Consider the following 12,310-nt stretch of genomic DNA (forward strand, 5'->3'; position numbering starts at 1 on the left):
TCAGGAGATGGCCTCCGCCCCAACGGTATAGACGCTCCAATGGCCGTCCACGCTGGCGGCAGTGCAGTTGGTGAAGGAATAGGCCCCCGTGCCGCCGCGCCACTTCTCCGCGTCAAAGCGGACACCACTGTAGTCCGGTATCTCGTCCCCGGGGCCGACGCAAGGCAGGCTGAACGCCACCGGGTCCTGGTCCTGGGTCTCTTTAATGGAGAAGAGACAGCCGTCCTCCCAGTACAGGTTTTCCCCGTCGATGTAGCCCTGGTCCACCAGCTCCTGATAGGTGCCCTCCATGGGCATCAGGCCGTGGTCCATGCCGAAGGCGTAGGCCACCGCCGAGCGCTCGCTCTCCGGCAGGGAGGTCTCCGACAGGTCCACCCCCAGCTCCGTGATGCCGTCATTCAGCCCCGGGTCCACTTCCCACAGATCGTTCAGCACGTCCCGGTACAGGCGGCACAGGTCGTTGAAGCCGTCCTCCAAAATACGGACCGCCGTCACCTCCCCGAACCGGGCCGGGTAGGACTCCATCACTGTGCCGTCCCAGGTGACCTCCACCAGGGCGCCGGCCACGGGGGCCCAGTCCAGCAGGGCCATCTGCTCCTGGGTGTAGCCCTCGATGGTCAGATCCTCCACGCTGGAAATGTCCAGGGTGTACACGTCCCCGGCCCCGCCGTCCGCCTTGGCCAGGAGCGCCGGCTGGCCGCCTTCTCCGGCATCCACCAGCCGGAAGGTCTCCGTCACCTGGCCGGGCTCCGCCGTCTCTCCCCCGGTCTGGGTCTCCTCCGAGGGCGTGCCGCCGGGATCGGTCCCCCCACCGGCGGGGATATCGCCGCCGGCGCAGGCCGCCAGCAGGCAGGCGCAGAAGTACAGGCTCAAAAACAAACACCATTTTTTCATACCAAACCGCCTCCTCTGCCTGTATAGTCGGCAAAGGAGGCGGTTTGGTTCCGGGAACCGGGAATTTTTCACCGGGCGGGAAGGAAAAAGGTCCAGGGCGCGGTGACGATTGCCAGGGCCAGGGCGGCCCGGTGGGCCTCCCGGTCTGTGAGCCCAGCGGCACGCAGGGGCTTTTTATCCAAATAGTAGATGCACACGCCGGCGATGGCCACGGCCGCCAAGGTCCAGAGGAAGGCCACTGGGTGCGAAAAGGGATCCCCCATGACGCCCTCCAGCCACTTCTGCCAGAAGGCGCGCCGGCGGCCGATGTTCATGTCCCACAGGATCAGCGCCAGAAGCAGCCAGGCCACTCCGGCGGCGTCAGCGGCAAAGCCCCGCCACCAGACCCGCCACCAGAGGTACCTCATCAGCCGCCCCTTGTCCCGCCGTCCCAGGGCCAGCAGGGCGCACAGCAGCACCTCCGTGTCGATCAACAGGTTGCCTGGCAAAAGGAGGAGCCACACCTGGGGAAAGATCCACAGCAGCCACAGCGGCAGGATCATGTTGTAGAGCCGGATTTCACGTTTCTCCACAGCTGTGTCTCCTTACCCGCCTCACAAGAGCTCCCAGCAGGTTTCCCGCCAGGGTGAACACGAATGCCGCACCGGCCTGGAACAGGGCCGTGTAGTTGTAAACCAGGAACACGCAGGGCAGCGTCAGCACGCCGCAGGCCACTGGCAGCAGCAGGGCGACGCCGAACCGGCGGCCGGCGCTCCAGCCCACGGCCAGGCAGAAGAAGGGCAGCAGCAGATAGGGATAGAACAGCTGCGTCAACCCCGGGACGTCCGGCGGGTCTAGCAGTCTCAGCAGCAGCGGCAGCAGCAGCTCCAGCGCCCCAGCCAGCAGCAGATAGGGCTTCAACAGCCGTGCCTGCCAGACACCTCCGGCGGCCGGGCGGGCCAGCCCCAGCGCCCGGCGGATGGCGTCCAGCTCCGCCCGCCAGCGGAGATACCGCAGCAGCCAGACCACCAGGTACATCAGCCAGTAGATCCCCAGCAGCAGGAGCAGCCCCTGCCAGTTTGCCGGCGGCAGGCCGCATATCCAGCACACTCCTGCAAACAGGGCCGAGGAGCACAGCAGATGCGCCGCCGTCCGGGCCGCCACCGCAGTGCCCGGTCCCTCCATGGGCGGCACTGCCAGGCCAACCAAGGCCCCGAAGCCAAAGGCCAGTGCCAGCTCCAGGGCCAGCACCGCCGGGACAGGCCAGGCCAGGGCGTCCAGCACGGCCCGGCGGACCAGCAGGGGATCCTCCGGCGGCACCGCCAGGCTGCCGCGCCAGGCCACAAACAGCAGTACCGCCACCACAGCCAGCAGGCCGCACACCGCCGCCCACAGCAGCCGCTGCCGGTTCAGCGGCGTGAACATCCGGTTTTTCACAGTCCCAACACCTCCTTGATCCGCTTCACATACCGGCGGGAGGCCCAGCACACAGTCCCATCCGACAGCGTGATGCGGATGGTACCAGTGAGGGTCAGGTCCAGCGCCGTCACCTGCCTCAGATTGACGATCTCCGAGTGGGAGATCCGGGCGAACCGCAAGGCCGCCAGACGCTCCTCCAACTCGTACAGCCGCTGCCGGACAGTATAGAGCCCCGCTGCCGTCTGGGCTCGAACCTCCTTGTCCTCCCCATAAAAACGGAGGATGTCCGCCAAATTCAGAGGTGTCGCCTCCGCTCCCCGGAATCCCAGGACCGTCCCGTTTCCCTCCACCAGGAGACGGGCCGCCAAGGCCTCTACTTCCGGCGTGGCCGCCGGGGCGTGGATCGTCACCTGGATATCTGTCCGTTCCGGCTCCAGTACCACATTTACTTTCACGACCCCCCCTCCTTTCAGACCCAGTATAGGAGATTTCTGCCGAACCGTCCAGGGTTTCCTGATCATTGGCGCCCAGCGGGTGACAGACGGCCGAAACTTGGGCTTGACATTTTGGAAAACATCCGTATACTAAGCATTAGATTAGTTATCTTAATTTTTGCTTACAAGGAGGCGGTGCCATGACCCAGCGGGAACGGCAGATCCTGAACTGGATCGAGGAAAATCCCCTGATCTCCCAGCAGGAGCTGGCGGAAAAGGCCGGCATCACCCGGTCCTCCGTGGCGGTGCACATCTCCAACCTGATGAAAAAGGGGTATATCACCGGCAAGGGGTATATCGTCCACACGGCGCCCTATGTGACGGTGGTGGGCGGCGTCAACATGGACATCGGCGGCTGGCCGTCGGGGGTGCCGGTGGGGCACGACTCCAATCCCGGTGCCGTGCGGATGAGTCTGGGCGGCGTGGGGCGGAACATCGCCCACAACATGAGCCTGCTGGGCCTGGACGTGCGGATGGTCACCGCCTTCGGCGACGACCTGTATGCCCAGAAGATCGCCGCCAGCTGCGGGGAGCTGGGCATCGACATCTCCCAGTCCCCGGTGATCCCGGAGGGACACACCTCCACCTATCTCTTCATCAACGACGAGAAGGGGGACATGCTGCTGGCGGTCAGCGACATGGACATCTACCGCCACCTGACGCCCCAGCTGCTGTCCCAGCGGCAGAAGCTGCTGTCCGGCAGCCAGGTGCTGGTGATCGACACCAACATCCCGGCGGAGAGCATCGCGTATCTGGCGGAGAACTGCCACGTGCCCATCTTCGCCGACCCGGTCTCCACCGCCAAGGCGGTGAAGCTGCAGCCGGTGCTGGGCAAGCTCCACACCCTCAAGCCCAACCGGATCGAGGCGGAGCTGCTGTCCGGCGTGGCCATCACCGACGAGGACAGTTTGAACGCTGCCGCTGACGCCCTGCTGGCCACCGGCCTGCACCGGGTGTTCATCTCCCTGGGGGGCGACGGCGTGTTCGCCGCCGACCGGTCCGGGGAGCGGATCCACCTGCCCGTCCTGCCGGCGGAGATGGTGAACACCACCGGCTGCGGGGACGCCTTCATGGCGGCCATCACCTGGGCCTATCTCCAGGGCACGGATCTGGAGGACACGGCAAAGGCGGGTCTCGCCGCCTCCGCCATCGCCATGGAGGGGGCGGAGACCATCAACCCCGCCATGAGCGAGGGCGCTCTGCGGCAGCGCATGGCACAAAAATGAGGTAGAAGTGATGAGATAAGAAGATAAGAGCTTCGGTGTCCGGCGGAGCCGGACGATTTGAAATCGTTCCGCCTGCGGCGGAACACATCAACTCCTAGCTCCTAGTTTCTAACTCCTAACTTCTAATTCCTCATTCCTAATTTCTAATTCAAATTTGGAGGTTTTATCATGTCTCTCAACAAGTATCTCGACATCGCCCCTGAAGTGCAGAAGGCCCTGGACGAGGGCCGCCCCGTGGTGGCCCTGGAGTCCACCATCATCTCCCACGGCATGCCCTATCCCCAGAACGTGGAGACGGCCCTGAACGTGGAGAAGATCATCCGGGAGCACGGCGCCACCCCCGCCACCATCGCCGTTATCGGCGGGCGGCTGAAGGCCGGCCTCTCTCCCGAGGAGATCGACTACCTGGGCAAGACCGGCACCGCCGTGGCCAAGGCCAGCCGCCGGGACCTGCCGGTGCTGGTGGCCGAGGGCAAGGACGGCGCCACCACCGTCACCACCACCATGATCATCGCCCACATGGCCGGCATCTCCGTGTTCGCCACCGGCGGCATCGGCGGTGTGCATCGCGGCGCTCAGCAGACCTTTGACATCTCCGCCGACCTGGAGGAGCTGGCCCACACCCCCGTCATGGTGGTCTGCGCCGGCGCCAAGTCCATCCTGGACCTGGGGCTGACCCTGGAGTATCTGGAGACCCACGGCGTGCCCGTCATCGGCTACGGCACCCGTGAGCTGCCCGCCTTCTACACCCGCAAGAGCGGCTTTGCCGTGGACTATGAGATCGACACCCCGGAGGAGCTGGCCCGCGCCTTCTATGTCAAGCAGGACATGGGCCTGGGCGGCGGCATGCTGGTGACCAACCCCATCCCGGAGGAATTCTCCATGGACGCGGACGTCATCAACAAGGCCATCGACGAGGCCGTGGAAGAGGCCAACGCCCAGGGCATTCACGGCAAGGAGACCACCCCCTTCCTGCTGGCCAAGATCAAGGATCTCACCGGCGGCGACTCCCTGGCCTCCAACATCCAGCTGGTGTACAACAACGCCAGGCTGGCCGCTGCCACCGCTGTGGAGCTCAGCAAGCTTGCCAAAAACTGAAACTTCTGCTACACTGGACTGGCCGGGAGCTCCCCGGCCAGTCTTTTTGCAGTTGCAGGAGGGTCCACTATGGAGGAAAAGACGCTCTATTTGCCGGAGGCACAAACCGATACGGTCTGGGCATTCATCGGTTCCCCCTGGGGACTGCTGGCCGGCTGGCTGATACTCATCAATATCGTGACGTTCGTGGTCTTCGGCTTGGATAAGCTCCTGGCCAAGCACCCCCGGTTCCGCCAGCGGGTGCCGGAGAAGAATCTCCTGCTGCTGGCCGTGGTGGGCGGCAGCGTGGGCGCCCTGCTGGGCATGCTGGTCTTCCGCCACAAGACGCTCCACCGGGTGTTCCGGGTGGGCGTGCCGGTGATCCTGGCCGTGCAGCTCCTGCTGGCGGCGGCCATCGCCCTGTACTGGAATTTCCTGCGGTGATCCCGCTTTCAAAAAGCCCCGCCTCACAGAAGAGGCGGGGCTTTTGCGCATTTCAGGCGGGCAGCACCTGCCGCAGCAGGGACACAGCCTGATCCAGGGCTTCCTCCAGCGGGATGGTGTAGTCCTCCTGCTCGATGCTGAGGGGGCCGTCATAGCCGCAGTCCCGCAGAGTCTCCAGGAAGCGGCGCCACCAGGCGGCGTCGTGGCCCCGGCCGGGGGTGACGAAGTTCCAGGACCGGGAGGCGAATTCCAGCACGCCCTTGGTGTCCAGCAGGGTGTTCTGTCCGGCGGCCTTCTCCAGCCGGACATCCTTGATGTGGACATGGTAGATGCAGTCCGACAGGGCCCTGGCCACCTCCAGGGGGTCCGCCCCCATCCAGAAGAGATGGCTGGGGTCCAGATTCACCCCCAGGATGTCCCCGCCCGCCTCACACTGCAGGCGGCGGAGGGTCTCCACATTGTACACCAGCTGCCAGCCGTGGAACTCCAGGGCGATGTGCCGCACCCCGTGGTCCCGGGCCCGGGCGGCCAGGTCTTTCCACACCGGGACGGCCGCCTGCCACTGATACCGCAGGATCTCCTCCGTCTCCGGCGGCCAGGAGGTGACGATCCACGTGGGGGTCCGGTCCTCCGGGCTGCCGCCGGGCAGGCCGCTCATCATGACCACAGTGTCCAGGCCCAGCTGCTCCGCCAGCAGAAAGGTCCCCTCCGCCACCGCCCGGTCCCGGGCTCCCTTCTCTCCCGGAAACAGGGGATTGCCGGAGCAGTTCAGGGCGGAGACGGTCAGGCCGTTTTCCGCCAGCGTGTCCAGCAGCCGGTGCCGGGCGCCGGCGTCAGCGGTCAGCTTCTCCAGATCCACATGGGGCGCCGGGGACCAGTTGCCGCAGCCCAGCTCCACCTGCTCCAGCCCCAGTCTCCGGCAGACGGCGGCCGCCTCCTCCAGGGAGCGGTCCGCCAGGCAGTCGGTCACCAAACCAAGCTTCATCGTCTCGTCCTCCTGACATGGGTGGTATAGCCTGATGATATCAGATTCCCGCCTTCGGCGCAATCCCGAACTGGAGCTTGACGGCGGCGGTTTTGGGTTGTATGGTAGTAGGGGGAAATTTTTCCCGTATTCTGACAAAAGGAGATTTCGCCATGGGTTGCTTTTACTGCGATGAACACCACGAGGGCCGCGAGGCCATCATGTACAAGGTCGGCGAGATGGAGGCCGGCGTGCTGTATCTCTTCAAGGACCAGGCCCACAAGGGCCGCTGCGCGCTGGCGCTGAAGAACCACCGGAAGGAGCTGTGCGAATGTGAGCCGGAAGAGCTGTCCGCCTTTGCCCGGGACCTGGCCCGCGCCTCCGGTGCGGTGAAGGAGCTGTGGGGCTGCGACAAGATCAACCTGGGCTCCTTCGGCGACACCAATCCCCACCTGCACTTCCACATCGTCCCCAAGTACGAAAACGGGTTCGAGTTCGGCGGCGCCTTCGCCATCACGAATCCGGAGCCGGTGTTCCTCTCCGAGGAGGCATATCAGGAGATGATCGCCGCCCTGCGGGAGAAGCTGGGGATGTGAGTCTCTTCGGCGGAAAAGCGTCTTTGGAGAATCTGCTCATTTTTTTAACAACTTTCCGCTTTTTTGCCGATGCGGTCTGTGATAGACTGTTTTCTGAAGTTTGACCGTGTATGCCTTTTGACCGAGAGGTGAATCATTCAATGAACAGAAAGACCAAGATCGTATGCACGCTGGGTCCCGCCACCGACGGGGACGGGATCCTGCGGCAGATGCTGGAAGCGGGCATGAACGTGGCCCGGTTCAACTTTTCCCACGGCAGCCATGAAGAACACAAGCGCCGCCTGGACGCCCTGAAGGCCCTGCGGCAGGAGCTGGATCTCCCTGTGGCCGCCATGCTGGACACCAAGGGACCGGAGGTCCGGCTGAAGTCCTTCGCCGGCGGGACCGTGGAGCTGAAGGCCGGCCGGGAGTTCACCCTGACCACCCGGGACGTGACCGGGGATGACACCATCTGCTCCGTCACCTACGCGGACCTGCCGGGAGACGTGAAGGCCGGCGGCACCATCCTGCTGGACGACGGTCTGGTGCGCCTGACGGTGCTGGAGACCACCGACACCGAGATCCGCTGCCGGGTGGAGAACAGCGGCACCATGAAGAACAACAAGGGCGTCAACGTGCCGGGCGTCCGGCTGTCCATGCCCTATATGAGCCAGCGGGACCGGGACGACATCCTTTTCGGCGTGGAGCAGGGCTTCGACTTCATCGCCGCCAGCTTCGTCCGCACCGCCGCCGACGTGCGGGAGATCCGCCGGCTGCTGGACGAGGCCGGCTCCGCCATCAAGATCATCGCCAAAATCGAAAACCAGGAGGGCGTCAACAACCTGCCGGACATCCTGTCCGTGGCGGACGGCATCATGGTGGCCCGGGGCGACATGGGCGTGGAGATCGACTTCACGGAGATCCCCATCATCCAGAAAAACATGATCGCCCAGTGCGTGGCCTGCGGCAAGCCGGTCATCACCGCCACGCAGATGCTGGACTCCATGATGGAAAATCCCCGCCCCACCCGGGCAGAGATCACCGACGTGGCCAACGCCATCTACGACGGCACCTCTGCCATCATGCTCTCGGGTGAGACCGCCGCCGGAAAATACCCGGTGGAAGCCGTTCACACCATGGACGCCATCGCCCGGCGGACCGAGGCCAACATCGACTTCAACAAGCCTGTCCGCAAAAGCGGCCGGGCCAAGCTCTCCATCACCGCCGCCACGGCCCACGCCGCCTGCACCACGGCGCTGGACATCGGGGCGGACGCCATCCTCACCGTCAGCCAGCGGGGCATCACAGCCCAGATGGTCAGCAGCTTCCGGCCCAGCACCATGGTGGTGGCGCTGCTGCTGAATCCCCAGGTCCAGCGGCAGATGGCCCTTTACTGGGGCGTGGAGCCCATCACCATGCCCTATGCCAGCAGCACCGATGAGCTGGTGGACTTTGCCGTCCAGGCGGCGGAGGCCTCCGGACTGGTTTCTCAGGGCGACCTGGTGGTTGTCACCGCCGGTGTTCCGGTGGGCGTCTCCGGGACCACCAATATGATCCGTGTCCAGCAGGTGGGCGGCGCGCTGCTCAACGCCGTGGGCGTGGGCGACCGGAAAGCCTCCGGTCCCCTGTGCGTGTGCCGGGTGCCGGAAGAGGTGGCCGAAAAGTTCCGCCCCGGCGACGTGCTGGTGGTGCCTTACACCACCAACGACCTGCTGCCCTACATCCGGCAGGCCGCCGCCGTCATCAGCGAGGAGGCCAGCGCCGACAGCCACACCGCCACGGTGGGACTGACTCTGGACATCCCGGTGATCGTGGGCGCCGTGGGCGCCACCCAGCGTCTGACGGACGGCACCATGGTGTCCGTGGACTGCGCCCGGGGCGTGGTCCAGACGCTGCCCCAGTGATCCCTGCACGACAGAAAGAGAGCCGTCCCGGCGCCTGAAGCGCCGGGACGGCTTTTTGCCGCCCTTCGACGGGATCTGGAATGACCACAGGATCTCCCACGGAAGAAATAAGTCCTCCCGTGGGAATACAAGGATTTTCACATGCAGATGTACCCGGACGGACCGTCTCAGGCCCGGACGTGATGCTGCCGCACCGCCGCCGGCTGCGCCTCCGGCAGGATCTCCATCCGCCGGTAGACCTCCCGGAGCTGCTCGCCCATAGCGGCCATGCTCCGCTCCTCCGCCACCCGGCGGCCTGCTTCCGTCAGATCCGGCAGGGTCCCGTCCAGCAGGCCCGTCACCCGCTGCCGGAAGGCGGCGGTGTTGTCCGCCTTGTAGACGTTTTTGCCGTCCCGCAGCCAGCCGGCATACACCGGGATGTCCCGCACCACCGTTGGGATGCCGCAGGCCAGGGCCTCCAGCACCACGATCCCCTCCGTCTCTTCATGGCTCATGAAGGCAAAGGCATCCGCGCCGCAGTATGCCTCCCGCAGGGTCTCCCGGTCCACAAAGCCGGCAAAGGTCACGTTCTCCGGCGCCTGCTCCATGGCCTCCCGGACCTCCGCCGGGATCAGGCAGGGATCGGTCCAGCCGAACCAGAGGAAGCGGACGTCCGGCATCTGCGCCGCCAGGTCCAAAAACTCCGGCAGCCCCTTCCGGGCAATGGTGTGGCCCACAGAGATGACGGCCCGCTCCCCTTCTTGGAGGCCCCACCGGCGGCGGAAGCTCGCCCGCCGGGACGGGTCCGGGGCAAAGAAGTCCGTGTCCACACCGTTGGAGATGCTGTACACCGGGGGTTTCAGGCCGTAGCCCTCCAGCAGACGGCGGGAGTAATCCGTGGGCGTCAGCACCACGTCTCCCAGGCCGTAGCAGAAGGTGATCCACCGCCGGAACAGGGGCGCCAGCTTGTCCGACCCCCGGAAGGAGCCCCGGAAATCCTCCATGGTGGAATGGCCGTAATAGACCACCTTCCGCCCCAGGAGCTTGGCCGCCAGTGCCGCCAGCACCGAGTCCGGCAGCACGGTGTTGATATGGACGGCCCCCGCTTTCTGGAGCCAGTGGTGGGTGGTCTCGATCCGGGCCCGGCGCAGCATCTCCCGCTGGTGGAAGATGGCCTGTCCCACACCGCTTTTGCCCACCAGGCGCAGGCCGCCGCCATAGATGAAAACGCGCATGAGTCTCTCCTTTATCGCTCCGCCTTCCGGCGGATGTTTTTACCGCAGCCAGCCTGTGATCTGCTGGAACAGCACCGTCAGCCCCAGGCTGTACAGGGCGATGGAAAGAGGCTTGCCCAGCAGGATGATGGCGGTGAACCGCCGCCAGGTCATGGATGTGGTGCCCGCCAGATAGCACAGGAAGTCATCCGGCGCCACCGGGAAGAAGATCGCCAGGGCGAACAGCCGCGCAAACCGGTTGTTCTGCTCCGTCCAGTCGCTGTACTTGGCGATGAGCTTTTCCGAAAACAGCAGGCTCAGCAGCGGCCGGCCGCAGTTGCGTGCCACGGCAAAGGCCAGCAGTGAGCCGATGCAGATGCCCACATAGTTGTAGACAAAGCCCATCACCGGGCCGAACAGCACCACGCCCACCAGGCAGCCCAGACCGCCGGGCAGCACCGGCACCACCACCTGCACCACCTGGAACGCCACGAACAGCAGTCCCCCGGCGGCGCCGCAGCTGGCCACAAAGGCCTGCAGGCGCTCCTGCGAGGTCAGCAGCCCCGCCTGCCATGCCCAGACGCCGGCCAGGATGCACAGGAACAGCCCGCAGAGCGAGGCTGCCTGCAGCGCGGTCTTTTCAATGCTTCTGCTCATGCGGTCACCCCCTGTACGTGACATGCCGGCCGCCGGGCCAGCTGTGTCTGATAGATGCGCTCCACCCGCTGGGCGAATCGCTGGGCGGAGAACTGCTCCGCGCTCTCCGCCGCCCGGCGGCGGAGGGCCTCATGGGTCTCCGGCCGGGCCAGGAACGCCTCCAGCCGCTGCCGGAACTCCTGCGTGCTGTGATACTGCCAGCCGTTTTCTCCGTCCTGAATGACCCCCTCCAGGCAGGGGTCCGCCCGGCAGAGGGCAGGCACGCCGGCGGCCAGCGCCTCGATGTAGGTCAGGCCCTGGGTCTCGCTGGAGGAGGCGCTGACGAACAGATCCCCCAGCCGGTACCAGTCCGGCACCTCCTCCGGTGCCACCATGCCGGCAAAGATCACCGCCGGGGCCTCCAGCCGCAGGTCATGGGCCACCCGCTCCAGCCGTGCCCGGTCGGGGCCGTCCCCCACCAGCAGCAGCGTCACCGGACGGCTGCCCAGAGAGGCCCGGAGCTTCAGCAGCTCCTGGATGTTCTTCTCCTCCGCCAGGCGCCCCACGCACACCAGCACCGTGTTTTCCGCCGGGATGCCCAGACTGGCCCGCAGCACCGCCCGGCGCATGGGGTCGTCTGTCTGCTGGAAGCGCCGCAGATCGATGCCCGTGGGCACCACGACCACCGGGCACCGGACCCCGTAGCCCTGCAGCAGCCGGCGCACCTTGCCGGTGGGGGCGATCATGCAGTCCGTCTGGGCGGCCACCCAGCGGGAGAACGCCGCCACCGCGCACCGGCCCATCCGGATGCTGGGGGAGAAATAGTGGGTGTAGTCCTCATATACCGTATGGTAGGTGTGGACCAGCGGGATATCCAGCTCCTCCGCGATGCGGCGGGCCAGGAAAAACGTGCTGAACTCGCACTGGGAGTGGATGATATCCGGCTGCCAGTCCACCAGCTCCCGCACCCAGCGGCCCGCAAGGGCCGTGCGGAGACGGGCGCCGGGGTAGATCCGCCCGGCATTGATGGAGCCGATGGCCGTGACGCCGTCCCGGGACCAGGAGTGGAGCGTCTGCGACAGCGTCAGGATCCGGACCTCATGGCCCCGGCGCTCCAATTCCCGCTGCAGGTTTTTGACAGAGGTGACCACACCGTTTACCGCCGGCGTGTACCAGTCTGTGGTGATCAGGATCTTCATGACAGGCTCCCTTCTTTGGTCTTGTCTTTTATACGACGCAGCCATGGCGTTCGCTTCAAACATTCGGAATTTATTTCTGTGTTCTCAGGATAGCGCAGGCAGATCAACGCTCCATGTGCCTTCCGTCAAATCTCTGTAAAACTCCCCTCCGCAGATAGGACGGGAGCGGTGCCTGTTCGTTACAGGCCTTATTGTATTACTTGAATAATACAATAACACAATATCGCAATTTGTCAATGGGAAAAATAATAAATTTTTATTAAACTGTACTGTCCGTACTAATACAGTTAATATATACAGAAATCG

13 protein-coding genes are annotated in these 12,310 nt (G+C 65.1%); 5 read left to right on the forward strand and 8 right to left on the reverse strand.

The features are described 5' to 3' along the window. From H9X91_RS07085 to H9X91_RS07100, 4 genes are all read right to left on the reverse strand, one after another. Positions 1-894, reverse strand: coding sequence for a hypothetical protein (locus H9X91_RS07085; protein ID WP_204803867.1), 894 nt, complete (start codon positions 892-894; stop codon positions 1-3). Positions 895-962: 68 nt separating this feature from the next. Then, positions 963-1,466 (reverse strand): hypothetical protein, encoded by a 504-nt coding sequence (locus H9X91_RS07090; RefSeq protein ID WP_338111958.1) that lies wholly within the window; start codon positions 1,464-1,466, stop codon positions 963-965. After that, complete coding sequence (locus tag H9X91_RS07095) at positions 1,453-2,310, reverse strand: DUF3021 family protein (RefSeq protein ID WP_204803868.1); 858 nt, start codon at positions 2,308-2,310, stop codon at positions 1,453-1,455. The genes H9X91_RS07090 and H9X91_RS07095 overlap by 14 nt, the downstream gene beginning before the upstream one ends. Beyond that, a complete protein-coding gene (locus H9X91_RS07100; protein ID WP_204803870.1) occupies positions 2,307-2,747 on the reverse strand; it encodes a LytTR family transcriptional regulator DNA-binding domain-containing protein in 441 nt (146 codons plus the stop codon). The genes H9X91_RS07095 and H9X91_RS07100 overlap by 4 nt, the downstream gene beginning before the upstream one ends. A 179-nt stretch (positions 2,748-2,926) precedes the next feature. Here H9X91_RS07100 and H9X91_RS07105 point away from each other — a divergent pair, with 179 nt between their 5' ends. The 3 genes from H9X91_RS07105 to H9X91_RS07115 all read left to right on the forward strand — a co-directional run bounded on the left by H9X91_RS07105 (position 2,927) and on the right by H9X91_RS07115 (position 5,533). Then, complete coding sequence (locus H9X91_RS07105; protein WP_204803872.1) at positions 2,927-4,012, forward strand: PfkB family carbohydrate kinase; 1,086 nt, start codon at positions 2,927-2,929, stop codon at positions 4,010-4,012. Positions 4,013-4,180: 168 nt separating this feature from the next. Beyond that, positions 4,181-5,110 (forward strand): pseudouridine-5'-phosphate glycosidase, encoded by a 930-nt coding sequence (locus tag H9X91_RS07110; protein ID WP_204803874.1) that lies wholly within the window; start codon positions 4,181-4,183, stop codon positions 5,108-5,110. A 69-nt stretch (positions 5,111-5,179) separates the two neighbouring features. Next, positions 5,180-5,533, forward strand: coding sequence for a DUF1294 domain-containing protein (locus tag H9X91_RS07115; protein ID WP_204803875.1), 354 nt, complete (start codon positions 5,180-5,182; stop codon positions 5,531-5,533). A gap of 52 nt (positions 5,534-5,585) precedes the next feature. Here H9X91_RS07115 and H9X91_RS07120 read toward each other — a convergent pair whose 3' ends face one another. Then, positions 5,586-6,518: a sugar phosphate isomerase/epimerase family protein gene (locus H9X91_RS07120; RefSeq protein ID WP_204803877.1), complete on the reverse strand. Its 933-nt coding sequence runs from the start codon at positions 6,516-6,518 to the stop codon at positions 5,586-5,588. Between the two features lie 152 nt (positions 6,519-6,670). On the opposite strand from H9X91_RS07120, the gene H9X91_RS07125 reads away from it, so the two are divergent. After that, positions 6,671-7,093: an HIT family protein gene (locus H9X91_RS07125; RefSeq protein ID WP_204803879.1), complete on the forward strand. Its 423-nt coding sequence runs from the start codon at positions 6,671-6,673 to the stop codon at positions 7,091-7,093. Positions 7,094-7,233: 140 nt separating this feature from the next. Beyond that, on the forward strand, positions 7,234-8,976 hold the full coding sequence (gene pyk / locus H9X91_RS07130) for a pyruvate kinase (RefSeq protein WP_204803881.1): 1,743 nt from the start codon (positions 7,234-7,236) through the stop codon (positions 8,974-8,976). Positions 8,977-9,143: 167 nt separating this feature from the next. On the opposite strand, the gene H9X91_RS07135 is transcribed toward pyk, so the two are convergent. Genes H9X91_RS07135 through H9X91_RS07145 form a run of 3 tightly spaced genes read right to left on the reverse strand, consistent with a single transcriptional unit; the run spans position 9,144 to position 12,004 of the window. Further along, the gene (locus H9X91_RS07135; RefSeq protein ID WP_204803883.1) at positions 9,144-10,190 is read right to left on the reverse strand and encodes a glycosyltransferase family 4 protein; all 1,047 of its coding nucleotides are present in this window, start codon (positions 10,188-10,190) and stop codon (positions 9,144-9,146) included. Positions 10,191-10,229: 39 nt separating this feature from the next. Next, positions 10,230-10,826, reverse strand: a complete 597-nt coding sequence (locus H9X91_RS07140) for a TVP38/TMEM64 family protein (RefSeq protein WP_204803885.1) — start codon at positions 10,824-10,826, stop codon at positions 10,230-10,232. After that, positions 10,823-12,004: a glycosyltransferase family 4 protein gene (locus H9X91_RS07145; RefSeq protein ID WP_204803887.1), complete on the reverse strand. Its 1,182-nt coding sequence runs from the start codon at positions 12,002-12,004 to the stop codon at positions 10,823-10,825. Before H9X91_RS07145 ends, H9X91_RS07140 begins: the two co-directional genes overlap by 4 nt. Positions 12,005-12,310: the final 306 nt, after the last annotated feature.

Source organism: Oscillibacter valericigenes, assembly GCF_016902445.1.
GTDB classification, from domain to species: Bacteria; Bacillota; Clostridia; order Oscillospirales; family Oscillospiraceae; genus Oscillibacter; species Oscillibacter avistercoris.

Bases quoted from the DNA above. Each gene is read 5' to 3' on its own strand.
- H9X91_RS07085 (WP_204803867.1), bottom strand. From the start codon at position 894: ATGAAAAAATGGTGTTTGTTTTTGAGCCTGTACTTCTGCGCCTGCCTG.
- H9X91_RS07105 (WP_204803872.1), top strand. From the start codon at position 2,927: ATGACCCAGCGGGAACGGCAGATCCTGAACTGGATCGAGGAAAATCCC.
- H9X91_RS07110 (WP_204803874.1), top strand. From the start codon at position 4,181: ATGTCTCTCAACAAGTATCTCGACATCGCCCCTGAAGTGCAGAAGGCC.
- H9X91_RS07115 (WP_204803875.1), top strand. From the start codon at position 5,180: ATGGAGGAAAAGACGCTCTATTTGCCGGAGGCACAAACCGATACGGTC.
- H9X91_RS07120 (WP_204803877.1), bottom strand. From the start codon at position 6,518: ATGAAGCTTGGTTTGGTGACCGACTGCCTGGCGGACCGCTCCCTGGAG.
- H9X91_RS07125 (WP_204803879.1), top strand. From the start codon at position 6,671: ATGGGTTGCTTTTACTGCGATGAACACCACGAGGGCCGCGAGGCCATC.
- pyk (WP_204803881.1), top strand. From the start codon at position 7,234: ATGAACAGAAAGACCAAGATCGTATGCACGCTGGGTCCCGCCACCGAC.
- H9X91_RS07135 (WP_204803883.1), bottom strand. From the start codon at position 10,190: ATGCGCGTTTTCATCTATGGCGGCGGCCTGCGCCTGGTGGGCAAAAGC.
- H9X91_RS07140 (WP_204803885.1), bottom strand. From the start codon at position 10,826: ATGAGCAGAAGCATTGAAAAGACCGCGCTGCAGGCAGCCTCGCTCTGC.
- H9X91_RS07145 (WP_204803887.1), bottom strand. From the start codon at position 12,004: ATGAAGATCCTGATCACCACAGACTGGTACACGCCGGCGGTAAACGGT.